This window comes from Ruficoccus sp. ZRK36 (genome assembly GCF_019603315.1).
Taxonomy (GTDB): domain Bacteria; phylum Verrucomicrobiota; class Verrucomicrobiia; order Opitutales; family Cerasicoccaceae; genus Ruficoccus.
The window spans coordinates 61,653-84,526 of sequence record NZ_CP080649.1 but is presented as its reverse complement, the minus strand read 5'-3'; the positions used below and the strand labels follow the sequence as shown (position 1 = coordinate 84,526).

At 59.3% G+C, this 22,874-nt stretch carries 18 protein-coding genes and 1 other RNA gene; 16 read left to right on the top strand and 3 right to left on the bottom strand.

Annotated features, from left to right (window positions below):
- Window positions 1-153: 153 nt before the first annotated feature.
- Window positions 154-1,608, top strand: a complete 1,455-nt coding sequence (locus K0V07_RS00370) for a hypothetical protein (protein ID WP_220622551.1) — start codon at window positions 154-156, stop codon at window positions 1,606-1,608.
- Between the two features lie 51 nt (window positions 1,609-1,659).
- Here the strand turns inward: K0V07_RS00370 and K0V07_RS00365 are convergent, their stop codons facing one another.
- Window positions 1,660-2,676 (bottom strand): undecaprenyl-diphosphate phosphatase, encoded by a 1,017-nt coding sequence (locus tag K0V07_RS00365; RefSeq protein ID WP_220622550.1) that lies wholly within the window; start codon window positions 2,674-2,676, stop codon window positions 1,660-1,662.
- A gap of 126 nt (window positions 2,677-2,802) precedes the next feature.
- Between K0V07_RS00365 and trpD the strand changes: the two genes are divergently transcribed.
- From trpD to K0V07_RS00315, 10 genes are all read left to right on the top strand, one after another.
- Window positions 2,803-3,852 carry an anthranilate phosphoribosyltransferase gene (trpD, locus tag K0V07_RS00360; RefSeq protein WP_220622549.1) on the top strand — a complete coding sequence of 350 codons (1,050 nt, stop codon included), beginning with the start codon at window positions 2,803-2,805 and terminating at the stop codon, window positions 3,850-3,852.
- On the top strand, window positions 3,849-5,204 hold the full coding sequence (glmM, locus tag K0V07_RS00355) for a phosphoglucosamine mutase (RefSeq protein ID WP_220622548.1): 1,356 nt from the start codon (window positions 3,849-3,851) through the stop codon (window positions 5,202-5,204). The genes trpD and glmM overlap by 4 nt, the downstream gene beginning before the upstream one ends.
- Window positions 5,205-5,486: 282 nt before the next feature.
- Window positions 5,487-6,920: a tetratricopeptide repeat protein gene (locus K0V07_RS00350; RefSeq protein ID WP_220622547.1), complete on the top strand. Its 1,434-nt coding sequence runs from the start codon at window positions 5,487-5,489 to the stop codon at window positions 6,918-6,920.
- Window positions 6,921-6,931: 11 nt separating this feature from the next.
- Window positions 6,932-7,405 carry a hypothetical protein gene (locus K0V07_RS00345; protein WP_220622546.1) on the top strand — a complete coding sequence of 158 codons (474 nt, stop codon included), beginning with the start codon at window positions 6,932-6,934 and terminating at the stop codon, window positions 7,403-7,405.
- Between the two features lie 116 nt (window positions 7,406-7,521).
- Window positions 7,522-7,702: non-coding RNA, 6S RNA (gene ssrS / locus K0V07_RS00340), on the top strand.
- A 45-nt stretch (window positions 7,703-7,747) separates the two neighbouring features.
- On the top strand, window positions 7,748-8,254 hold the full coding sequence (locus K0V07_RS00335; protein WP_220622545.1) for a hypothetical protein: 507 nt from the start codon (window positions 7,748-7,750) through the stop codon (window positions 8,252-8,254).
- A 107-nt stretch (window positions 8,255-8,361) separates the two neighbouring features.
- Window positions 8,362-9,708 carry a response regulator gene (locus K0V07_RS00330; protein ID WP_220622544.1) on the top strand — a complete coding sequence of 449 codons (1,347 nt, stop codon included), beginning with the start codon at window positions 8,362-8,364 and terminating at the stop codon, window positions 9,706-9,708.
- Window positions 9,705-10,379 carry a hypothetical protein gene (locus tag K0V07_RS00325; protein WP_220622543.1) on the top strand — a complete coding sequence of 225 codons (675 nt, stop codon included), beginning with the start codon at window positions 9,705-9,707 and terminating at the stop codon, window positions 10,377-10,379. The genes K0V07_RS00330 and K0V07_RS00325 overlap by 4 nt, the downstream gene beginning before the upstream one ends.
- A gap of 72 nt (window positions 10,380-10,451) precedes the next feature.
- A complete protein-coding gene (locus K0V07_RS00320; RefSeq protein WP_220622542.1) occupies window positions 10,452-11,804 on the top strand; it encodes a response regulator in 1,353 nt (450 codons plus the stop codon).
- An 11-nt stretch (window positions 11,805-11,815) separates the two neighbouring features.
- Window positions 11,816-13,648, top strand: a complete 1,833-nt coding sequence (locus K0V07_RS00315; RefSeq protein ID WP_220622541.1) for a GspE/PulE family protein — start codon at window positions 11,816-11,818, stop codon at window positions 13,646-13,648.
- Window positions 13,649-13,799: 151 nt separating this feature from the next.
- Here K0V07_RS00315 and K0V07_RS00310 read toward each other — a convergent pair whose 3' ends face one another.
- Both K0V07_RS00310 and mnmA read right to left on the bottom strand, forming a co-directional pair.
- A complete protein-coding gene (locus tag K0V07_RS00310) occupies window positions 13,800-14,588 on the bottom strand; it encodes a hypothetical protein (protein WP_220622540.1) in 789 nt (262 codons plus the stop codon).
- Window positions 14,589-14,729: 141 nt separating this feature from the next.
- Window positions 14,730-15,809, bottom strand: coding sequence for a tRNA 2-thiouridine(34) synthase MnmA (gene mnmA / locus K0V07_RS00305; protein ID WP_220622539.1), 1,080 nt, complete (start codon window positions 15,807-15,809; stop codon window positions 14,730-14,732).
- A gap of 143 nt (window positions 15,810-15,952) precedes the next feature.
- Between mnmA and K0V07_RS00300 the strand changes: the two genes are divergently transcribed.
- From K0V07_RS00300 to tpiA, 5 genes are all read left to right on the top strand, one after another.
- Window positions 15,953-18,382: an alpha-amylase family glycosyl hydrolase gene (locus tag K0V07_RS00300; protein ID WP_220622538.1), complete on the top strand. Its 2,430-nt coding sequence runs from the start codon at window positions 15,953-15,955 to the stop codon at window positions 18,380-18,382.
- A 45-nt stretch (window positions 18,383-18,427) separates the two neighbouring features.
- Entirely contained in the window at window positions 18,428-19,138 is a 711-nt protein-coding gene (locus K0V07_RS00295) for a hypothetical protein (RefSeq protein ID WP_220622537.1), read from the top strand.
- A gap of 316 nt (window positions 19,139-19,454) precedes the next feature.
- Window positions 19,455-20,480 carry a type I glyceraldehyde-3-phosphate dehydrogenase gene (gap, locus tag K0V07_RS00290; RefSeq protein WP_220622536.1) on the top strand — a complete coding sequence of 342 codons (1,026 nt, stop codon included), beginning with the start codon at window positions 19,455-19,457 and terminating at the stop codon, window positions 20,478-20,480.
- Window positions 20,481-20,671: 191 nt separating this feature from the next.
- On the top strand, window positions 20,672-21,874 hold the full coding sequence (locus tag K0V07_RS00285; RefSeq protein ID WP_220622535.1) for a phosphoglycerate kinase: 1,203 nt from the start codon (window positions 20,672-20,674) through the stop codon (window positions 21,872-21,874).
- Between the two features lie 38 nt (window positions 21,875-21,912).
- On the top strand, window positions 21,913-22,701 hold the full coding sequence (gene tpiA, locus K0V07_RS00280; protein WP_220622534.1) for a triose-phosphate isomerase: 789 nt from the start codon (window positions 21,913-21,915) through the stop codon (window positions 22,699-22,701).
- Window positions 22,702-22,874 lie beyond the last annotated feature (173 nt).

Here is a 22,874-nt window from a genome sequence, read left to right as displayed (position 1 = left end):
GACCACGATAAGGGTGTGCTCACACACAAGGCTGGACCGTGGCTGGACAAACGCTGCCAACTCCTCCACACTGACCGGATTGCTTTAGACTAAAACGGACTGTTTCACTTGTTTAACCCGCAAAGAAACGTGCCTTTCTGATATTCTCTACAAATGCCTAAGCTCTTTTATCTTTTCCCCTTGTTCTTGTTGGCGCTGCTTCCGGCCCATGCGCAGATGGCTGGTTCTGCGGAAAGCCCGGAGATTCAGGTTGCCCAGGCCATTAATAAGTTTTTGCCCGGCTTCAAATTTAACAAGCGTCTGGCGGTGGGACAGGAGGCTGACCATGTGCTTTTGTTTGAAAAAGGGGAGGATGTCCTCGTCGTTGGTTGGACCGACGGTGCCGATGCCACCGTACAGATTCCGGCCAGCCGCGGCTACTTTACGCTCTATGATACCGCAGGAAACAGCTTCGCGACAGCCGAGTCTTTTAATAACGTCGTGATCGTTACCTTGCGTAACGCGCCTGTCTTCATCGTTCCCGATGCTCCCAATGGTTTGCTGCGTATGGCCGTGACGGCCACGCGTGTGCCTCCTGCCATTCAGGTTAAGGGACCTACCGCGGTGCCGCTTTCCGTCACCTTTACCAATGTGCTCGATGAGCCCTTTCTGCTCTCTCTCGAAGACGGTACAAAGATGCAGGCATTGCGGCCAGGGCAGAGCTACATCGTCCAGCGCGAGCTCGACATGGGGCGCCAGTCTGAGCCGTTCCCGGTCCTGATTGGTGCCAACGGTATCGAGCAGCGTATCATGGTGCAGGCGACAAATCCGATTGGTATCTCTCTTTCACCGGATGTGGGTGGCTCGCTCGTGCTCAGTTTTCTCAATCCCTCGGGTGAGGCTTTCCGCGCCAAGGCTGAGCTGCGTTTGATCGATGCCGGGATGGATCCTCTCAAGTTTGACGTAGCCATGGGCCGTGGCCAGCGCACGATGGACTTCCAGATCCCGCTGGCCAGTGACGAACCGATCCCGTATGCCATGCAGGTCGTCCTTCTCGATACGATGGGGGAGGGCTTGGACTCGCGCCGCATCGTTTTGGCGGAGTCCCCGATCACGCAGTTTCTGTCGGCGGCGGATTTTCGGTCTTCGGCTCCGGGTGAGCCAGTCGAGCAATTTCAGGTCACCGCTGCGGCAGGAGCGGAACTCTCCGCCACCGGTGGGGCTCCTACCGATGGGCTGCCGAATGTCAGCGATGGCGGGATGGAGCTGCTGTATCAGTTTAAGCAGGGTGGGGGCGCCGTTGCGATTAACCCACTTACGGATGCTTTCCGGATTATCGAGGCCCAGCCCGTTGCCCTCGGCATGTGGGTCTACGGCGACGGCTCGGGTCTGACACCGTCCATCGTTCTGATGGATAGCACGGGCCGCAAGATCGCCTGCCCCGGTGAGCCGATCGTATGGAAAGGCTGGAACTACATGCGCTTCGAACTTGATGAGCCAATGGTCCCGCCCCTGTTGCTCGACTCACTCTTCCGGCTTCAGAATGGCTCCTCGCCCAGCTTTGGGCGGCTCTACCTCAACGATCCCAACTGGATCTACGAGGTTAACAGCCCTGCGAATCCAGACTAAGCAGACCGAGTCGTGTCTCGTCTCTGTTTCTGACGCCTGAGCCTCGCAGCTCTACCCCCAAAGAACAAGGGCGGCGACGGCGGCAGCCAGCACAAGGCGGTACCAGGCGAAGAGCCCGAGCCCGTGGCGCGTCAGGTAGGAGACCAGCCACTTGACGGCCAGTGCGGCGCTGATCGTGGCGACAACGATCCCAAAAATGACCGGACCCAGATCCAGGGCGGCGAGCATCTGCGGGCCGAGGCTGAGCGACTTGTATCCGGCAGCGGCCGAGAGCGTGACCAGCCCGAGCAGGAAGCTGAACTCCGCGGCCCGTGCCGGGGACAGGCCTACCACGTAGCCGCCGACGATGGTCATCATCGAGCGGCTCGTGCCCGGCCACATCGCCACGCACTGGAGCAGGCCCACCAGCAGGCATTGCTTGATGGAGAGATCGTGCAGGTCGGGGCCTGAGTCGGGCGCATCGGGGCCATGCCGGGCCTTACGCCAGCGTTCGACTACGAGCATGAGAAAGGCACCTGCGACCAGTGCGATGACGACGGGCCAGACTCCAAAGAGCACGCTTTCGATGAAATCGTCCAGAAGCAGGCCGAGGATGGCGGCTGGCAGGAAGCCTGCCATCAGATTACGCAGCAGCAGGAGGCCGTTTTTGTTTTTCCCGAAAATCCCCATCACGATGCCCCAAAGGCGTTTCCAGTAGATGAGGGCGACAGCAATGATGGCCCCGCCCTGAATGATGATGGCGTAGGCGTTGGCGGCTTCTTCGAGCGTAAAGGGTCGGGGCTGGTCGGTCAGCGGGTCGATTTCCTTGCCGGGGATGAGGTTGCCCTCTTTGTCGAGCAACGGCGTCGGAGCATCGAGACCGAGCAGGCGGTTGGTCAGAATCAGGTGACCGGTGGAAGAAATAGGTAAATATTCCGTGACACCCTCGACGACGCCCAAAATCAGCCCGTCGGTATAGCTGAGGTTAGCGGCCTGAGGACTGGGTTGAACCGGGGTCGAGGATTGCGCTTCCTTTATTTCATCGGCGTTGGGGGCTGAATCCTGGCCCCGCAGGAAAGAGCTCGGCATCAGTGAGAGTAGGAGGAGGACCGGCAGGATTCTCAGCATACTCCAAGCCTATGGCAGGTGGGTGGGTTTGCCTCAAACCAAAATTTGGGGTGGACACTGACGGGTATATCATAAGGAATTGATACTATGGGGGGCTGCTATCTCGCAGAATTAACGCAGGGGCTGCGCCATGGCGAAAGCCTGGACGCGGAACAAGCCGCATCAGCCGCTCGGCTGTTGGCGGCCGGCGATGGCTCGCTCGATGAGCGGCAGGATTTCCTGCTCGCCCTGCATGAAAAAGGTGAAACTGCCCAGGAAGTGGCGGCCTTTGCCAAGACCTTTCGGGAGCTTGCCCGCGACCCGGAGTTAGGCCCCCTGGCCGCTGAGGCGGTCGATATTGTCGGTACAGGTGGTGACAAGGCCGGGACGGCTAACATCTCCAGCATGAGCGCGATGCTCGTGGCCAGTATGGGCGTACCGGTGGTTAAACATGGTAACCGCTCGGTGACGTCCAAGTGCGGCAGCGCGGACCTTTTTGCCGACCTGGGCTTTCCGCTGGAGGGTGACAATGCCACGCTCCGTGCTCTTCTGGAAAAGCATAACCTGACTTTCCTCTTCGCCCCGGGTTTTCATCCGGCCTTTGCGCATGTGGTGCCGGTCCGCAAGGCACTCGCCGCCGAGGGGAAACGCACCGTCTTTAACATCCTCGGGCCTATGATCAACCCGGCTCGCCCGCCTTATCAGGTGATGGGCGTCTATGCCCGCGAGTGGGTGGAGCCGCTGGCGGGAGCCTTTAAGGAGCTGGGAGTCCAGCGCGCGCTGGTTGTCTACGGTGAGCCCTTTAGCGGCGGTGCGCTGGATGAGATGTCCACGGCCTCACGTAATATTGTCGCCGGGGCAGGCGAACTGGCCGGACTCAGTGATGAGTGGCTGCCGGAGACTTTTGATTTTAAACCCTGCGAAATGGAGGATCTGAAGGGGGGCGATCTCGCCCGCAACCGTGAGATCCTGGAGGAAATTGCCGAAGGCAAGACCGTTACCGGGCTGACGGAGACCGTCGCCCTGAACGCAGGGGTCGCGCTTTGGGTCGCTGGTCGGGCGGAGACGCCGCAGGCCGGGGTTCAACGAGCATTCACACAAATAACAGGAGGGGGGTTCCGACAATGGTTAATACGCTTCAAGGAGGACTTGGGATGAAATTACGCTACTTTGGAACCGACGGCATACGGGGCGCCTGGGGTGGCCCCGTCCTCAACGACGTTTTCGTCCATCAGTGTGGCTTCGCGCTGGCGCATTTTCTGCAGAAGCATAACCCGTCGAAGCCGATCACCATCGTCATCGGGCGCGATACCCGCGCCTCGGGCGAGGAGATTGAAGCAGGCCTTTGCGGCGGTTTATGCACCAACGGCATCCATGTCATGCTGCTGGGTGTGGTCCCGACGCCGGCTGTTTCGCAGGTTGTGCGCGACTTGCAGGCTGACCTGGGTGTGGCCATTACCGCCTCCCATAACCCCGCGACCGACAATGGGATAAAGCTTTTTGATAACCGCGGGCTGAAGTTCTCCGTCGAGGCTGAGGCCGAGATCGAGGGCTTTATCGCGGAGCAGACCTCCAAGCCCGAAGACGCGAACATTTTTACCTGTGGCTATCCCTACGACGGCCAGGGTGTCTACATCAACACCCTGAAGTCCCAGCTCCACCAGCACTGTATTCGGGACTGGAAGATCGTGCTGGATACGGCTAATGGCGCCACCGCCGAGACCAGTCCGGCTGTGCTTCGGCACTTTGGCGCGGAGCTCGTTTCCATCGGGGACAGCCCCGACGGTACGAATATCAATGCCGGTGTCGGCAGTGAGCACCCGGATAAGCTGGCCGAGGCCGTGCGCCGCGAAAAAGCCCGTCTGGGGATCGCTCATGATGGCGATGGCGACCGCCTGGTGGTCTGCGATGAGACTGGCTCTGTCGTTGATGGGGACCAGTTACTGGGGATTCTCGCTTTGGCTGCTTTGCGGGAGGGGACTTTGGTTCACAATACGCTCGTCGCCACCGTGCAGAGTAATTTTGGGCTGGATAAAACCCTCTCAAAGGCCGGTGGCCGCGTCGAACGCGTCGCGGTAGGGGACCGCAATGTCCTGCTGCGCATGCGCGCTCTTGGGTGCAATCTCGGCGGCGAAAACTCCGGCCACATCATCCAGCGCGATATCTCCGTGGCTGGAGACGGCCTGCTGGCTGCCGTCCGTCTGATTGCCGTTATGCTGCGTACCGGTAAGCCCCTGTCCGCGCTGCGGCAGGAGGTTGAGCTTTTCCCGCAGGCGACTAAGAACCTGCGCGTGGCCGAGAAAATCCCCTTGGAGGAATGTCCAGCTCTCAGTGAGGCGATGAAGCGTCTGGATGAGGAGTTCGGGCAGGAAGGGCGCCAGCTCGTGCGCTATTCGGGCACCGAGCCCAAGCTGCGCCTGCTGGTGGAGGCCGCTGACGAGGCGTCCAGCCAGAAGGGGCTGGAATTACTCATCGAGGCTGCGAAAACTGACCTCGAAGTGATAGAGTAGGCTTAGGCAGTATTTGCAAAATAACTCATGTCGCCCACTCGGTTGGATTTTGGCCCGTTTTTTATTTCCTCGGTTCGACAATTCTTCAATTGTCTCGCCTCGAAAGCCAAGAAACAGCCTCAAAACCAACTTTCGCGGGCTCGTTCTGTATTTTACAAACACTGCCTACAGGCCCTGCGTGTTTCACGGTTTACCCCCCGGAAACCGTGCGGGATGGCAGTACACGTGCCTTGGGCATTGACGCCCGCCCCACAAGCAGTAACTTAGCCTACTCCTACTCCTATGGAAACCACGGAAAGTACTTATCAGGAAATTGAGCTGAAGGATCTGGACCCCCGCCTTCGCAAACAGGTCGAAAACGCGCAAAAGTCGATCAATCGCAACGCCAGCTACGCGATCGATATCTGCACCAACATCCTGCAGCGCCAGCCGGGCTGCCTGGACGTGCGTAAGATCCTCCGTACCGCGCAAAAGCGCGCCTCCGCCGGCAAGACCAGCGGCTTCAGCCGCCTGCTCGGTAGCGTGACCAACGCCCCCTTTGCCATCAAGGCCAGCACCCAGCTGAAAAAGGACCCCAAGGCCGCTATGGAAACCGCCGAGAAGATGCTCGCATCTGATCCGGCCAATGCCAGCGCCCAGCGTATGCTCGGCCAGGCTGCCGAGGCTCTCGAATTGTGGGAGACCGCCGCTTTCGCCTACGAGGAGGCCAAGAAGGCCGATCCGAAGAGCCTTGAGATCAAGCTTTCCCTCGGTAATGCCCTGATTGAGGCCGGTCGCGCACAGGACGCTGTCCGTGTAGCCGGTGAGGTGCTCTCCGCCCAGCCCGGTAACGAACAGGCGCAGGACCTGGTCAAGCGTGCTTCTGTCGCTGATTCCATGCAGCGCGGTAAGTGGGAAGAGGAAGGCGGCTTCCGCGACAAACTCGCCAACGAAGAAGAAGCCGTCGAGCTCGAGCAGCGCGCACGCGTCGTCAACGACGAAGAAACCGTGCAGAAGCTGGTTACCCAGAACCTCAAGATGCTGGAGAAAGAGCCCGACAACATGAATCTTTACCGCGAGATCATCAATGGTTACCGCAACCTGGGTGATTTCGACAAGGCCCTCGAATACCTGACGATGGCCCGTGAGCGCCCGACCGGTCGTGGGGATACCACGCTGGAGCGTCTCGCCTCCGACCTGACGGTTCAGTCGATGAAGAAGCGCATCACTGCTGCCGAGGCCGAGCTGGAAGCCAACCCCGAGGACGCCGCTATCAAGCAGCAGCTTGAAACGCTCCGCACCGAAGAGCACGATTTCCGTCTCAAGAACGCTCGCGAGACCGTGGAGAAGTACCCGAACGATTACGCTGCCCGCTTCGAGCTGGGGCAGCTCCTCTTCGAGGACGGTCAAAACGACGAGGCCATCCAGCAGTTCCAGCAGGCCCGCCGCAACCCGAAGGTCCGCACGCGTGCGATTCTCTTCCTCGGCCGCGCGCTCAATGCCACCGGTAAGAGCGATATGGCCATCGAGCAGCTCAAGTCTGCCAAGAGTGATGTCATCGGCATGAATGACCTCAAGAAGGAGATCATTTACGACTTGGCCATCGCCTACGCCGAAAACGGTGACGAAGAAAGCTCGATCGAGGAACTGAAGGAGATTTATCAGGACGACATCGGCTACCGCGATGTTTCCGACCGTATCAACGCCTTCTACGATAAGAAAAAGAAGAACCAGTAATTTTCCAATCTATGGTGCACACCCGTAAGCTCTTGGCCCTCTGTGGGGCTGTTCTCGCCTTCAACGCACTGACCGTAAGCGGTCTGCTCGCCGGACCTCGTCCGATCGATGCACACCGTGACCGCTGGGAGTATGAGGATCGCGAGTGGACGGAGCCTAAGGTCGAGCTCAATGTCCAGTACCGCGTGCCGGTGGTCGATACCATTGGCTTTCTGGCGGTGAACTACAACGAGCCGCAGCGCCTGAACCAGTTGCTGGTCAAGGTGCGCCCGATCTCGCAGCGTGTGACTGACCTGAGCGAAGGCACCTTCCAGGGGCGTAAGTTCCCGGCCGAGGTGGAGGTCGAGCTGGATAAGCTGCGCACCCAGATGATGGAAGATGTCACCGCTATCTACGGAGCGGGTGTGACGCAAAAGGTCGAGGCCTTCCTGGCCCAGAAGTACGGGGCTCTGAAGGGCGGCATCCTGGGCGGCCCGCTGCGCTAAACTTCTGGCTGGCCTGGCTTGTCGGGGTCTCAGGCTTTGGACTGATGCCCGGAAAGCGTGCACTGTCTGGTTTTTCCATTTGAAATGCCCGAGGCATCGGGTATGTTATTTCTCAGAATCCTCTTCTGTGTTCGAAACCTAACGTCTGCTCTTATCCTTTTCTCATATACTGGGAGCTTGAGCCCGATAGGTGGATGTCAGGCCGTAAACCGGAAGACAGAAGCCCGTTGGAGAGCACCCACCTTAAACTGATTAGGTTAACAGAGCACACTCTACTTCGGCACGTGCAGAGGATTCTGTTTTTTTATCGCCGCGCAGACGGCAGGCCTCTAACTTGAGGCCATGCTTGAACAGCGTCCGCTTGTCCTGCGCAGCAACCGTTTTCTTGGCGCAGCCCTGCTCGATCGCGGCCTTGTCACCAACGAGGACCTCGAGAGCGCCAACGAAAAACTGCTGGAAATCGTTCAGGCCGGTGACCTGAAGGGAGCCAGCCTGCTGAACATCCTCATCTTCGAGTTGAAGGCCCTCGATGAGGCGGCCCTCATCGACAGCTTGATGGATACCGACGACGTCAGTCTGGTAGACTTGACGAACTACGAGCTCAGCAAGTTCCGTGAGATGCGGATCAATATGGATGTGTGCTGGGCGACCTTCACCATCCCGTTTGACCATGTGGAGGATTTCTACATGGTAGCGACCGGCTACTACCTGAGCGAACCAGCCAAGCAGTACTGGATCGAGCAGTTCGACGGTAAGATCCTTTGGTACGTGGCCAGTATCAACTCTATCGCTGAGGCACTCGACCGCGCGGACCGGGAAAAGGCCGAGGCCAAGACTGCTGAGGGATAATCCTCAGCTATGTGTTCTTAAGTTAAACTGTCATTTACCGATAACACCGCTGGAAACGGAATTACTTGTAAATCAGCCACATTAGCTGATAATGTACCCCCTGAATAATGGGTAAAAGGATACTCATACTGGATGATGACTCAGACTTTAATAATCTGCTGACGGATATCTTTTCGCAGGCCGATTATGAAGTCGTTTCCGAGCAGGACCCTGAGAAAGCGGTCGAACTGTTTCGGGGAGACGAATTTGACTTGGTCGTCACCGACCAGAAAATGCCTGGACTGACTGGCGAGGAGTTTATTCGCGAGATTAAACGCCTGCGTCCCGAGATCCCGGTGATCATGGTCTCCGGCTATCTCGACAACGATACCATCCGGAATCTTATCCGCGAAGGCGTAGGCGGGGTTTTTCTGAAACCCCTGAATGTCTTCTCGCTGCTCAAGCGCACCTCGGCCCTGATTGAATCCAGTCAGAACGATGCCGAGCGTCAGGCCACAGGGCAGGGGACGACCGAGACCGATGCTGGCGAGTTTGAGCACGGCCTGTCCTTTTCCTTCGAGTCCTATCCGTGTCGTGCCAGCGCGAGTCTGGAGTTTGCGAAAAAGCTCTACGGGCTGCGCGGGTTCAAGAACAACCTGGTGCTGATCGGTGAAGATGGTACGGATCTGGCCAGTCTGCTGGAGGATATTCGAGGTTTTGATGAGCAGAGCGGAGAGGCATTTGCTTCGCTTGAGCTTTCACAGCTCAATGAAGCAACGCTGTTAGAGACGGTCAAAGAGGCTCAGCAGGCCGGTGCCAACCGCCTGACCCTCATGATCAGCCGCCCTGACCAGATGGACTATGATCAGACCGAAAACGTTTACGCGGCAGCCCGTAAGAAAGGTCCGTTCCTCGCGTATTCACTGCCGGTGCGGTACATCTTTTTTGTCAACGAGGACATCGATACGCTCTATGATAGTGGTCGTGTCGACGATAACCTCTACATGTTCTTCGGCACCTCCGAGGCGCGGGTACCTCCCTTGCGGGAGATTCGCGACGACCTGCCCTTGATTGCACGTCGTGAGGTAGCCTCCGAGGCCGCCCGTCTCCAGCTTGACTCGGTGCCTTCATTGCTTGCGCCGGCCGCCTCGTTTTTACGCGAGCGTGAATGGAGCAGCGGTATGCTCGGGTTTAAGCGCGTGGTGCGAGCAGCCGTTGCCGAGAGCAAGGGCGATCCTATCAGCCGTGAACTCCTGGAAAAGATTTGCGCGAACGCCAATGCCTCTCGCACGGAAGAGGCTGGGAATTTGAAGCACATGCTGCAGATGCGCCGTGATGACTACCTGAAGGCCGTTTACCGGCTCAGTGGCAATCAGGTGGATTTGACCGCCGAGGTGCTCGGTGTGGACGCTTCGATGGTTGATGCCACCGTGTCTCCGGCCTCGGATCCGTCAGCGAAGGAGGGTAAGTCATGAGTATGAGCGGAGACCCCTTTGCCCTGCAGATCACCTGCGATTTGTCCTATCAGGAGGACTTCCTCAGCGTTGAGGGAGCCGATGGTTCCGTCGACACCGAAGAGCTTGGCCTGCTGCTGGGGACGCTCAACCGGTCGTGCGTGAATGCCGGTGAGGTGCTTGAAGCTGGCGCCTGGAAAGGGCTTTTTGCCTTTGGACAAGGGCAGGCCATGCAGTTCGCACATGCGTCCGAGCGGTATGAGTATCGCACTTGGAAGTGTGTCACCGGATGGGAAGACTTTGATGGGCTGCCCTGGGATCAGATCCTGGCTACAGACTCGCTGCTGGATGTTACGCGCCTTGAGGTTGCGGATCGGCTATCCGAGCTGTCTGGCGTGGGCTGGTCCGGTATCCGTGATTTTGAAACCAGCCAGTGGGAGCTGTGTAGCTGCCGACCCGATGTCGATAAAGACCGCACCATGCAGGCCACCCGACAGATGCTTCAGCTCGATGTCCTGCTCAAGGGGCATGGCTGCCCGCGCGGCCGCATGCGGGTAGACTTTGAGTATGCCTCGTTGTGGGCGTGGTCGAACTCGAATGACGACTACCTGATGGCCCTGACCGATGCCGATCTGACTCTCGCCGCACGGGGGGCACTCTTGCGCATTGGGGAGGCTTTCCTCTTGTTCTAGGGTTATTGGGCTCTTGCTTCCGTCCATCAATCGACTAATCTAGACTTTCATCTCCGCGACACCCGGTCCGATATGCCGCAAAAGATTCTCGTACTCGACGACGAAGAAAATTACGCCAAGATGCTGCACTCCCTCTTGGAGCAGCACAGCTTTCTCGTCGATTCCGCTACCAAGCCCGAGGTCGCTCTGCGGGCGCTGCAGGAGTACGGCTACGATCTGGTTATCTCGGACTATAAGATGCCCGTCATGGACGGGGCAGACTTTTTACAGAAAGCCCGCCAGATCAACCCGGACCTACCGGTGATCCTTGTCTCGGGCCTGATGAATACTCCTGAGCTGGTCAAGGTGGCGAACATGAGCGTCACGCTCGTGCTGGAAAAGCCCATCGATATCGAGCACTTCCTTTCTCATGTGAAGCGCTTTGTCCAACCGCTGAGCGAGGACGAATTTCACCGGCAGAAGCGTTTACAATCTGCCGAGCGAGACGCGATCCCGGATGAGGAGGGACGCAGCTATGTCCGCAGCTATCCGACGGGCAGCCGCTACGTGGCCGATGAGTCCGTGTCCATGCAGATGTTTCTGGACGAGGTCTGGCTATCCTCCCGCGAGCAGGCACACTTGTTTTTAAGGGCACCTGCCGGATCCGAGTTTGAGCTGCTGCTGCGCGAGGTCTCCCATTGGCAGACCCAGCCCGCTGAGCGCCTCATCCTGATCAATGTCGCCAACGAGGTCTCTCCGGGTGTCCGGGCTCAACTCATGACGCCCGAGGACGGGCTGAGCAGCGTAGTTGGTGTCTGCGGCTATGCGCATGCCAGCTACGAGCGGCAGGAGGCCTGGGTCGATGTTTTCCGGGATGCTGCCGAGTCATTCCTTTTCGTCCACCTGGTGGATGAGTCACTCTTTTCGGACGGACCGCCACCGATTAACCCCGAGTTAAAAGAGCTCTTGCTGGAGAAGCACAGTATCTGGCCGCCTCTACGCGAGCGATGGGCCGATATGGCGCTCTACGCCCAGCGTCTGCTGACGCGCTACGCGGAGAAGTCCGCCTCTCCCGAGAGTGCCGAGCTCTCGGGGAATGCCTTGTCTGTCATGTTCCGCCATGACTGGCCGGGTAACTACCGCGAGCTCGCCGACGCCTTGAGGCGTGTGGTTGGGCTTACTGTGGATGGACCGGTGAGCGGCCGCCAGCTGGCCTCTATTTTTGCCCGCAATGGGCTCGACGCCCATTTGGGCGCTGTCCCTTCGCTCAAGGATTTCCTCAAGGCTCAGCAGAGCCTGTTGCTGCGGGACATGCTCCACGGCTCGGGTGAGCCACTGGACAAGCTGCTTGAGCAGCTCGGTGTGGATGCTTTGCAGGCTTCCGCCGACAGCCAGCCAGAAGACCTGGAGCTGATCTACCCCGACCTCCTTAACCCCCCGTCCTGACCTTTTAAAACATGGCACTCGCACGCATCCAGGCCGCTATCGTCAACAACCTCCGGGAGTTGAATCGCCTGACACAGGAGCAGGCCAACCAGATCATCCAGACCGATAAGGAGCTCTCCGGCGATGAGGTTGAGAAGCTCCTGATGAAGGACTTCGAGATCAGCGAGTTTCAGCTTCTGGTGGCCAAGAGCCGTGCCTGTGGCCTCAGCCCCTACAATGCTCACAACTTTCGCAAGGATGAGCGGACCTTTGAGCGCCTGGACCAGGATTTCTGCAAGGAGAACAAGGTTCTCCCTATCGGGCTCGTCGGTAACTACATGGTTATCGCCCTGTCCAATCCCTTTGACCTGACCGTCCGCAACAGAGTGCAGGAGGTGACGCGGCGCAAGGTCCATGCTTTGCTTGCGGTTGAGCGCGACATCCTCCACCACCTGCAGTCTGAGGAAAAGGCCGAGGTGCGCGTCGCCGAAGGCTTTGGCGATGTGGTCGAGGCACTCGACATGGAGTTCTCCATGGAAGAGGGCGAGATCGACGAGGATTCCGACGCCGAAGAGTCCGCCCCCATCATCCAGCTGGCCAACCGTATCATCGAGGATGCCTACTACTCGGGTGGCAGTGACATCCACATCGAGCCCGCTGAAAAATCCTGCCGCGTGCGTGTACGTGTGGACGGTGTGCTGACGGAAAAGCTGAACCTCTCTCCCAAGGTCGCCGGTGCTCTTCTCGCGCGTATCAAGGTCATGTCAAATCTCGACATCGCCGAGAAGCGTCTCCCGCAGGACGGCCGTATCGTCTTCCAGCAGTTTACGAAAAAGCCGATCAATATCGACCTTCGTGTCGCGACCGCCCCGCTCAACCACGGCGAGGGCGCGGTCATGCGTATCCTCGACAAGAGCAAGTCAACGCTGCCGTTGACGGCCTTGGGTTTTGAGCCGGAAAACCTCGATATCTACCGTGACCTGATCACCCGCCCCTATGGGATGATCCTGCACTGTGGGCCGACCGGCTCCGGTAAGTCGATGACGCTGTACTCCGCGCTGAACGAAATTAACTCGCCTGAGATTTGTATCCGCACCGCTGAGGACCCGATCGAGTACACCCTGCACGGACTCTGCCAGATGCAGATGCAGCGTAAGATCGGGCTGACCTTCGCCAATGCCCTGCGCGCCTTTCTGCGTCAGGACCCGGATGTCATTCTGGTGGGGGAAATCCGAGACAAGGAAACGGCCAGTATCGCGGTTGAGGCCGCGCTCACCGGCCACATGCTTTTCAGTACCCTGCACACCAATGACGCCCCGAGCACGATTGCGCGTCTGACGGATATGGGTATCGAGCCCTTTATGCTCTCAGCCTCGCTGGTCTGCGTCTGCGCTCAGCGTCTCATGCGTCGCGTCTGTAAGACCTGCCGCCAGTCCTACGAGCCCGTTGAGCGCGAATTGGATATTCTCTCTAGAGCTATCGGCTGGAAAGAAGGCGACGGCAATATCTACCGCGCAAACCGCACGGGCTGTCCGAGCTGCGGCGGTAAAGGCTACCGAGGCCGAATCGGTATCCATGAGCTGATGCAGATCTCCGAGCTCCTCATCGAGGGGATCAACAAAGAGGTCGAGACCTCCGAGCTCAAGCGCATCGCCATGTACACCGGGATGTATACGCTTCACCAGGACAGTATGAAAAAGGTGCGTCACGGCATCACCACGATGGAGGAAGCCATCGCCACTGTACCGCCGGACCTCGAAGACCTGGAGGCCATGGCCGAGGAGTTCGAGCTCCAGAGCCAGTTGAAGGAGAAGGCCAAAGCCGACCGCAAGCTCCAGCTGGCCAAGCCCGGCGAGACCGATTAGGCGGAGAGGATGCCTCGATTGCTCTCCTTGGGAGCCTTCTATTCCGAGACTCGTTTATGGTTCAAACGAAGCCTCAAAGGATGTTTTTGTGATAAACATGCCCTTGTGCTTTTCGTGTCATCTTCGTGACCCGAAAAGATAGCCTTCAGGATCAGGCGCCGGCTTCTTTTTCGGCGAGAGCCTGTTCGCGGGCCTTGATATTGCGCTCCTTGGTCTGCAGTTCCTCGCGCATCTGCTCGAGCTCGTTCTGCATGACCTCCTGGGTCTGGGCTTTTTCAAAGAGCGAGTTCTCGCTCATTTCCAGAAACTGTTCGCGCTCTTCGAGGATCGCCTTGGCCTCTGAGAGCGGCTGCTTGACCTCGTCAGCGAGGCTGCGCAGCTCGGTCACTTCCTCGCTCAGCTTGGCGAAGGCCAGCTTGAGGGAATCCAGCTCGGCCTTGAGCATAGCGACCTGCTCGTTGTTGGCCTCGGGGGAGGGGACTCCTGCGAGGGACTCGGTCGCTTTGGGCTCGGGTGTCGGTGCCGGTTCTGCTTTAGGAGCAGGCTCGGGCTCCGGGGCTTTTTCAGGCTTGGGCTCTTTCTTGGCTGCGGGCTTTTCCTCTGCCTTGGCTTCTTCTACCGGTTCTTCAGCTTTCTCCTCTACCTCTTCATGCTTGAAGGGGGCGTGAGTCGGCATCTTGAAACCGCTGGCTATCTTTTTCTCCGAGATAACACGGAATTTCTGCGCGGTCTCTTTTTCAAAAATGATCCACTCGGCGTCTTCGTCTTCAGCCTTGGTGGCGTGCAGGACGGATATCTCGTTGTCGGGATTCTGATCCTTGACTTTGCCGACATCGGGCAGCGCCATGAGGTTGTCGAGGACTTCGCCGTCTATGGCGACCCACCAGGTGTCTTCCTGATTGTGGTTAAGAATCCAGCGCTGTAGCTCGTTAAGGGTCATGCCAAGAGGGTAGTGAAGCGGCGGCTTCGGTGCCGCAGTGAGCCGTAGGCTAGAGTCACACCTGCGTAAAATCTAGCGTTTTTTCGCCTTTTTGACCTGATTATTGCCCCCGGATAGTACTCAGAGGCGGGGGGATGTAAATCACGCGTAAAATCCGCCCCCGAGGAGGGTCTCGCCGTCATAAAGCGCTGCGATCTGGCCGGGGGCGAGGGCACGCTGTGATTCGTGGAAACGGATCTTTGCGCTGCCGTCGGGCTGGGGTGTGAAGTCGGTTTTCACCTGCGGGTCGCGGTAGCGGGGCATGATGTCGATCACGCGGGCCTCGGTCACGGGGCTGCTGGCCCAGCTGATGTCGCGCAGGGTGAAATCGCTGCCATACAGGCCGGGGGCGTCCGGCTCGTCAAAGGCGACCAGCAGCCGGTTGTTTTCAAAGTCCTTGCCGGTGACGACGTAGTTCTTGAAGTCGGTATTGCTCGGGATGCCGAGGCCCTTGCGCTGGCCGAGCGTAAAGTGGTGCAGTCCGGCGTGGTCGCCGAGCACGGTGCCGTCGGCGGCGCGCACGATCTGGCCCGGGCGGTCCGGGATGTAGGCGGCCAGAAAGGCGTTGATGTCCACCTTGCCGAGGAAGCAGATGCCCTGGCTGTCCTTGCGGGCTGCGTTGGGCAGATTGTGCTCACGGGCCAGCTCGCGCACGCGGGGCTTGGCCAGCTCGCCGATGGGGAAGCGTGCCATCTTGAGCTGCTCCTGCCGCACCAGAGCGAGGAAGTACGATTGGTCCTTGTTACGGTCGACGCCGCGCAGCACATGGCGTGAGCCGTCCGGCTGCTCGCCCATGCGGCAGTAGTGGCCGGTGGCTACCTCGTCGAAGCCCTGCTCACGGGCGTATTTGGCGAAGACCCCGAACTTCATCTCGCGGTTGCACATCATGTCCGGGTTGGGGGTGACGCCGCTGCGATAACCCCGTATCAGATAATCCACGACATGCTGGCGGTACTCCTCGATCAGGTTGACCACCTCAAAGGGGATGTCCAGATGCGCGGCCACGGCTTTGGCCTGGCGGATGTCCTCCTCCCACGGGCAATCGGCGAGGATGGCGCTGCCTTCTTCGTTCATCCAGGTGCGCATGTAGGCGGCAGCCACCTCGTGCCCCTGCTGCTTGAGCAGGAGCGCCGCTACCGCGCTGTCAACGCCACCCGAGAGGGCTACCAGGATTTTCGCCATCCGGCCAGTCAACACCCTCGATCCGCTCGCTTCAACTCATTTCACGCGTTCCGCTCGGGCACGTTACAATCTTCGATCACCCGGTGCTTTTCCGAGATTTTGCGTGTAAACCGGCATCACCCAAGCTATGTTAAGCTTAACTTATGTGCGCCGACGTTTTTTTTGAAGCCAAATGGATCAACCACCAGCGCGGGATTGTGTTCCTGAACGAGGACTGGTTGGACCCCGGCCTGCCGCCCCTTTTTCTCAATCCCGGTAAGCAGGCGCTCAAAAAGATCGAGCCGGCCTCGCCGCAGGAGTACGCCAAGCTCTCAGGCTACTACGCCGAGGGTAAACGGATCATTTTCTTCCTCTGGCCTGAGCACTTCCCGAATCTCGACTGGAAGGAGAACTCGTTCTACGTGGCCGGTGAATTTAACGGCTGGGATAAGGCGATCGGTAAGGCCCGCTGGCAGATGACGCCCGACCGCTATCAGGGGCGCCTGTGTTTCAGCCTCAGCGTACCGGCCAGCAAGGTCTGTGCGTCGGGGGATGCGGTGCGCTTCAAGTTCGTCTCCGGCGAGGGTGAGTGGCAGATGACGCCGCTGGATGCCCCGAACCGTGAAGTCGAGGGCGACGGCACACACCCCTTTCTGCTCGACCCCGGTCGTACCGGGCGCCACGTGTTCTATTTCGAGCCTCCGCACGAGCACCACATCCTCGGGCATGAGAAGCTCCTGTGGAAGGATAAGGCCAACCGCCAGGAGTGCCCCATCGCCTACGGGCACCTGTTGCTCGCGCTGGGGACGGATGCTCAGCTCGGCGTCCTCATGGCCGCCGGTAAGACCATCTTCCGGCTCTTCGCTCCACGTGCGACGCGCGTGACCGTGACCGTGTACCGGAACCTCGACGGCTCCGGTGCGCAGAGCCACGACCTGGTCCGCGTGAACGATAACATCTGGGAGCGTGTCCATCCCGGTAACCTCCACGGCTGGTACTACCACTACAGCGTGGATGGGGACAACGAGAGCGAGTTCAGCCACTTCGACCCAGACTTTAAAATCCTCGACCCCTACGCCCTGGCCACCGTTAGCCATGTGGGGCCAGGTATTGTCTACGACCCTGACAAGCTCCCCCGCCCGCATCGGCGCCATACGCCTCCGGCCTGGCACGACCTTGTCATCATGGAGACGCATGTGCGCGACCTGCTGGCGCATGCCGAGGCTGATCTCTCCGCCGACGAGCGCGAGGGCTTTGCCGGGCTGGCCAAGTGGCTGCGCTCGGACAACTGCTACCTCAAGGACTCGGGCATCAACGCGGTCGAGCTCCAGCCGGTGCAGGAGAACGACGCCCGCAGCCGCGACGAGTATCACTGGGGCTACATGACGTGTAACTTTTTCTCCCCGGAGAGCTCCTACGGGACCGAGCCGGAGAAGGCTTCACAGATCCACGAGTTCAAGGACATGGTGGACGCCTTTCACGAGCAGGATATGGCCGTCATCCTCGACGTGGTTTATAACCACGTGGGCGAGCCTGCGCACCTGCTCTTTATCGACAAGCTCTACTACTTCGAGACGGACCATAAGGGCAACCTCATGAACTGGAGCGGCTGCGGGAACGACTTCAGCGCGCATACGCCGATGGGACGCCGCCTCATGATCGACAGCCTCGTCCACCTCGTGAAAACCTACGACGTGGATGGCTTCCGATTCGACCTGGCCGAGCTGATCGGGGTGGATGTGCTGCGTGATGTGGAAAAGGCCCTCAAGGCCGTGAAGCCTTCGATCATCATCATCGCCGAGCCGTGGAGCTTCCGCGGGCATATTGCCCAGGCCCTCCGCCATACCGGGATCGCCTCCTGGAACGACGGCTACCGGGACTTCATCGGCCGCTACGTGCGCGGCGAGGCCAACCGCGACCAGTTCCGCTATTTCGTATCCGGCTCGCCGCACTACTTTGCCATGTTCCCGGCGCAGACGGTCAACTACGCTGCCTCGCACGACGACATGTGCTGGCTGGACAAGATCACCGAGAACGCCGACAACAACGGCTCCTGGCCCAGCGCCAACGACCGCCGCCGCACGCACCTGATGTGCGCCCTGCTCATGGCCTCGCTCGGCATCCCCATGCTGGCCGAGGGGCAGGACCTGCTGCACTCCAAGCAGGGAGTCAACAACTCCTACCAGCGCGGCGACCTCAACGCTCTCGACTACTCGCGCCGCCGTCAGTACCCGACGACCGCCGACTACTTCCGCAGCTGGACGGCCTTCCGCCGCTCGCAGGCCGGGCGGCTCTTCCGCCTCAACGGCCGCCAGAGCGACGGCTATTTAAAGTTTTTCGAGGACGGCGACACCTCAGCCATCGCGGTGCTTTATAATGCCGACCTTACCAATGGCCACGAGCAGATCCTTTTCGCCATCAACCCGCACTTCGACGGCTACGCGCTGCCGGTGGATGTGGAGCCGAAGCACTTCCGCCAGCTCGCCGACCACGAGCGCTTCGAGACGCACGGCCTCACCACCGGCCTCGTCCGCTGGGAGGATGGCTACCTGCACCTGCCCCCGCTTAGCTGCGCCCTCTGGGTGAAGAAGTAGGGCAGCGGGCTTGACCAGTCATGGCGTACTTGGCAATCTGGCGACGTGATGGAAAGGGAAGCCGCTGTTGGCTTACGTGTATTTTGCGCGTTCATCGTGTGTACGGTCGGTTTGCTTACCGGCTGTACTTCCACCTCGATCTCTTCCTACCGTGACCCTGCCTACGCTCAGACCAGTTACTCGTCTTTCGTTATTGTAGCGGGGCTTCCCCGTGTCAGTGCTCAGGGCTATCTGGAGTCAGAGCTGGCACGGCTGTTGAGCGAACGCGGGATCGATGCGATCCGGGGTGTTGATATTTTACCTCCGACCCGTGAGTACGACCCGGAGTCGATCACGCAGGCTCTGCGCGAGAGTGGAGCGGAGGCGGTTTTGTTGGTCGAGTTGAGCGAGTTTCGTACCGTGGGTACCTACTTCCCGCCCACTTACCACACAAGGGGGATTGTCAGCACGGAAGAGGACGTTGCTCTCGTTGACGACATCTCCTCCACGCCGCCGGAGGATTGTTTCCGCCCCGGTGGGGGGAGACCCGCTTATGTCAATCTCACGACCACTCAGACTGGTGGTGGTACCGTCGTAAGCCCGGTAGCAGACTACCGCATCGCGGTAATGGATGTTGGCACGGGCGATAGGATTTGGATGGCGGATGCGACGACCGAGGGCAGGGCGGATTCCAGTCGCGATGATATGGCAGACTCTCTGGCGGCTGAGATCGTTAATGAGCTTGTCAAAAGCCACATGCTCGCGTCGGAGTTTTGAGGTTGATCGAGTTGCTGTTGGCCGGTGGTGACAAGGGTAGGTAATGCGCTCGCGCCCATCAGAAACGCTTGACGCTGGAGGGGCATTGTTTGATGGTATAATGGGGCTGGTTTGAAACCCGTAAAGTCAGTCTATAAGCGACCCATAAGCGGTAGCCAGCCGCCGGATTAGCATTAGCTTTATTTATTTCAGGGTTGCGAAAACCCCGGCTTCACGCTTGCCTTGTGCGGAACCGGGCGCTTAATCGTCTGTCTGCTCTTCGCAAAGGGGGCGACCGCGCCCCTGCTACGAACACACACACTAAAACGGTTTAATTATGGCAATCAAAGTAGGTATTAACGGATTCGGCCGCATCGGGCGGCTGGTGTTCAGAGCGCTGGTAGACAAGGGTCTGCTCGGCAGTGAAATCGAAGTCGTCGCTATTAACGACCTCGTTCCCGCCGACAACCTGGCTTACCTCCTCAAGTATGACTCCATCCAGGGCGCCTTCAGCGGCACCGTGGAAGCCCCGGACGACGATACGCTCATCGTCAACGGCCAAACGATCAAGTCCCTTTCCATCAAGGAAGGCCCCGCCGCCCTGCCGTGGGGTGAGCTCGGTGTCGACGTCGTGATCGAGTCCACCGGTCTGTTCGTTGAGGACAAGAAGGCCATGGGCCACATCGAAGCCGGTGCCAAGAAGGTCATCATCTCCGCCCCCGGTAAGGGTGACGGCGTGAAGACCGTCGTTCTCGGTGTCAACTGCGACAGCCTGTCCGCCGACGACAACATCATCTCCAACGCTTCCTGCACGACCAACTGTCTGGCCCCGATCACCAAGGTTATCCTCGATAACTACGGCATCGTCGAAGGTCTGATGACCACGGTCCACAGCTACACCGCCACCCAGAAGACCGTTGACGGCCCGAGCCGCAAGGACTGGAAGGGCGGCCGCAGCGCAGCTATCAACATCATCCCCTCCACCACCGGTGCCGCCAAGGCTGTCGGCCTCGTGCTGCCGGAAGTTAAGGGTAAGCTGACCGGGATGGCCTTCCGCGTGCCGACCCCGACCGTGTCCGTCGTTGACCTGACGGTCCGCCTCGAAAAGCCGGCCACCTACGAAGCTATCTGCGCCAAGATGAAGGAAGCCTCCGAAGGCCCCCTCAAGGGCATCCTCGGCTACACCGAAGACGAAGTGGTCAGCAGCGACTTCATCCACTGCGGCCTGAGCTCGATCTTCGACGCTGGCAGCGGCCTGTCCCTGAACGACAACTTCGTGAAGCTGGTTTCCTGGTACGACAACGAATGGGGTTACTCCAACCGTTGCGTGGAACTGCTCCAGAAGGTTTCTAAGTTCCTCTAAACCAATCCGCCATCGGATTTTTCGGCGGGCCGCCCACGTGTATGTGGGCGGCCTCGCTTTCCCCAAGCAGGGCAAGCCCTGCACCCGTGATGCTTCGCATCACCTTTTGGGAGAGCATTTCTTGCTTTGCCTGAAAGCCGCCCCCAATACTGTTTAACTGCACAACCGAGAACTGAATAACTGCATTTGCTATGGCTTCCGTAAAAACCATCAAGGACGTCAATCTCGCCGGTAAGCGTGTCTTCGTGCGCGTGGACTTCAATGTGCCCTTCGACGCGCAGGGTAACATTTCCGACGACACCCGCATCATGGGCGCACTGCCCACGATCAAGCACCTCGTCGGCCAGGGCGCCAAGGTCATCCTGGCCAGCCACCTGGGCCGTCCGAAGGGCGAGAAGAACCTGAAGTTCACTCTGGCTCCCGTCGCCAAGGCCCTCTCCGAGCGCCTCGGCCAGCCCGTCCTGTTCGTGCCCGACTGCATCGGCCCGGAAGCCGAAAAGGCTGCCAATGATCTCGCCGACGGCGGCGTCATCCTGCTGGAGAACGCCCGCTTCTACAAGGGTGAGGAAAAGAACGAGCCCGAGTTCTGCCAGGCCCTGGCCAAGTTCGCCGACGCTTACGTCAACGATGCTTTCGGCACCGCGCACCGCGCGCACGCCACCACGGAAGGCATCACCAAGTATATTTCCGGCCCGAAGGTCTCCGGCTTCCTCATCGAGAAGGAACTGGACTTCCTCGGCGACAAGACCGCCAAGCCCGAGCGCCCCTTCACCGTCATCCTTGGCGGTGCCAAGGTCTCCGACAAGATCACCGTCATCGAGGCCCTGCTCGAAAAGTGCGACACCATGCTGATCGGTGGCGCCATGGCCTACACCTTTGCACTGGCCCTCGACCACCAGGTCGGTTCCAGCCTCAACGAGCCCGACAAGATCGAGACCGCCAAGGCTTGCCTCGCGAAGGCCAAGGAAAAGGGCGTGAACTTCCTGCTGCCCGTGGACAACGTCATCACCGACAAGGTGGACTTCGGCGCCGGCACGGTCGGTGAAGTCAAGGTCTGCGGTGAGGACATCCCCGAAGGCTGGCAGGGCGTCGACATCGGCCCCAAGACCATCGAGCTCTACAAGGCCGAAGCCGCCAAGTCCAAGACCATCCTCTGGAACGGTCCGATGGGCATCTTCGAGATCAAGGAATGCTCCAAGGGTACCTTTGCTGTGGCCGAGACCGTCGCTGAAGCCGACGCCATCTCGATCATCGGTGGTGGTGACTCCGTCAAGGCCATCAAGAAGAGTGGCTATGGCGACAAGGTCTCCTTCATCAGCACGGGTGGGGGCGCGAGCCTCGAGTTCCTCGAAGGAAAAACCTTGCCGGGTGTGGCTGCTCTGGAGCAGGCTTAACCCTCCAACCAACCGGAATTTCTATCAATTTTAAGACTATGGCTACCAAGCGTAAATATCTGATCGCGGGGAACTGGAAGATGAACAAGACCGCGCCTGACGGCGTGGAGCTGATCAATGGCATTCTCGCCGAGATCGGCAGCCAGACTGATGTCGGCGTGGCTATCTGCCCGCCGTTCACCGCGCTTGAGAGCGCGGCCAAGGCCCTGTCCGAAGCCAACAACATTCAGCTCGGTGCGCAGAACATGCACCCCGAGCCCGAAGGTGCCTACACCGGCGAGATTTCCGCCGCTATGCTGCGCACCTTCTACGTCAGCTACGTGATCCTCGGTCACAGCGAGCGTCGTCAGTACTTCGGTGAGACCGACGCCTTCATCAACCAGAAGGTCATCGCCTCCCTCGAAAACAGCCTCAAGCCCATCCTCTGCGTCGGTGAAACCATCGAGCAGCGCGAAGGCGGCAAGACCCTCGAGGTCATCGAAGAGCAGGTCAAGGGCGGCCTCGCCGGTGTGGATAAGAAGCACGCCGACAACATCGTCGTAGCCTACGAGCCCGTCTGGGCGATCGGCACGGGTAAGACCGCTACGCCGGAAATGGCTCAGGAAGTTCACGCCGCCATCCGCAAGATGCTGGCTGACACCCTCGGTGCTGAAGCCGCTGACAAGATCCGCATCCTCTACGGCGGCTCCATGAAGCCCGCCAACGCAACCGAGCTGCTGGCCGAGAAGGACATCGACGGTGGTTTGATCGGGGGCGCTGCTCTGGAGGCCAAATCCTTCGCCAAGCTGGTCGAAGCCGCTTCGGCTCAGACCAAGTCTGAAAGCTAAGTTTAAGAGACTTCCCGGTTTTCTGAAAAATTTCGGAAAACCGGGAAAAAACTCTTGGCAAGCGTGGGCCGGACTCTACACTGGATTCAACTTCTCGCACTAGTTGCGATAGCTACGCGAATCAGTTAACTTTTCTCAAGCCCACACCCCATACCATTAAGGCCGTCTCGTTT

Bases quoted from the DNA above. Each gene is read 5' to 3' on its own strand.
- K0V07_RS00350 (WP_220622547.1), top strand. From the start codon at position 5,487: ATGGAAACCACGGAAAGTACTTATCAGGAAATTGAGCTGAAGGATCTG.
- K0V07_RS00320 (WP_220622542.1), top strand. From the start codon at position 10,452: ATGCCGCAAAAGATTCTCGTACTCGACGACGAAGAAAATTACGCCAAG.
- mnmA (WP_220622539.1), bottom strand. From the start codon at position 15,809: ATGGCGAAAATCCTGGTAGCCCTCTCGGGTGGCGTTGACAGCGCGGTA.
- K0V07_RS00335 (WP_220622545.1), top strand. From the start codon at position 7,748: ATGCTTGAACAGCGTCCGCTTGTCCTGCGCAGCAACCGTTTTCTTGGC.
- glmM (WP_220622548.1), top strand. From the start codon at position 3,849: ATGAAATTACGCTACTTTGGAACCGACGGCATACGGGGCGCCTGGGGT.
- tpiA (WP_220622534.1), top strand. From the start codon at position 21,913: ATGGCTACCAAGCGTAAATATCTGATCGCGGGGAACTGGAAGATGAAC.
- K0V07_RS00370 (WP_220622551.1), top strand. From the start codon at position 154: ATGCCTAAGCTCTTTTATCTTTTCCCCTTGTTCTTGTTGGCGCTGCTT.
- K0V07_RS00330 (WP_220622544.1), top strand. From the start codon at position 8,362: ATGGGTAAAAGGATACTCATACTGGATGATGACTCAGACTTTAATAAT.
- K0V07_RS00315 (WP_220622541.1), top strand. From the start codon at position 11,816: ATGGCACTCGCACGCATCCAGGCCGCTATCGTCAACAACCTCCGGGAG.
- trpD (WP_220622549.1), top strand. From the start codon at position 2,803: ATGGGGGGCTGCTATCTCGCAGAATTAACGCAGGGGCTGCGCCATGGC.
- K0V07_RS00310 (WP_220622540.1), bottom strand. From the start codon at position 14,588: ATGACCCTTAACGAGCTACAGCGCTGGATTCTTAACCACAATCAGGAA.
- K0V07_RS00345 (WP_220622546.1), top strand. From the start codon at position 6,932: ATGGTGCACACCCGTAAGCTCTTGGCCCTCTGTGGGGCTGTTCTCGCC.
- K0V07_RS00325 (WP_220622543.1), top strand. From the start codon at position 9,705: ATGAGTATGAGCGGAGACCCCTTTGCCCTGCAGATCACCTGCGATTTG.
- K0V07_RS00300 (WP_220622538.1), top strand. From the start codon at position 15,953: ATGTGCGCCGACGTTTTTTTTGAAGCCAAATGGATCAACCACCAGCGC.
- K0V07_RS00285 (WP_220622535.1), top strand. From the start codon at position 20,672: ATGGCTTCCGTAAAAACCATCAAGGACGTCAATCTCGCCGGTAAGCGT.
- gap (WP_220622536.1), top strand. From the start codon at position 19,455: ATGGCAATCAAAGTAGGTATTAACGGATTCGGCCGCATCGGGCGGCTG.
- K0V07_RS00365 (WP_220622550.1), bottom strand. From the start codon at position 2,676: ATGCCGAGCTCTTTCCTGCGGGGCCAGGATTCAGCCCCCAACGCCGAT.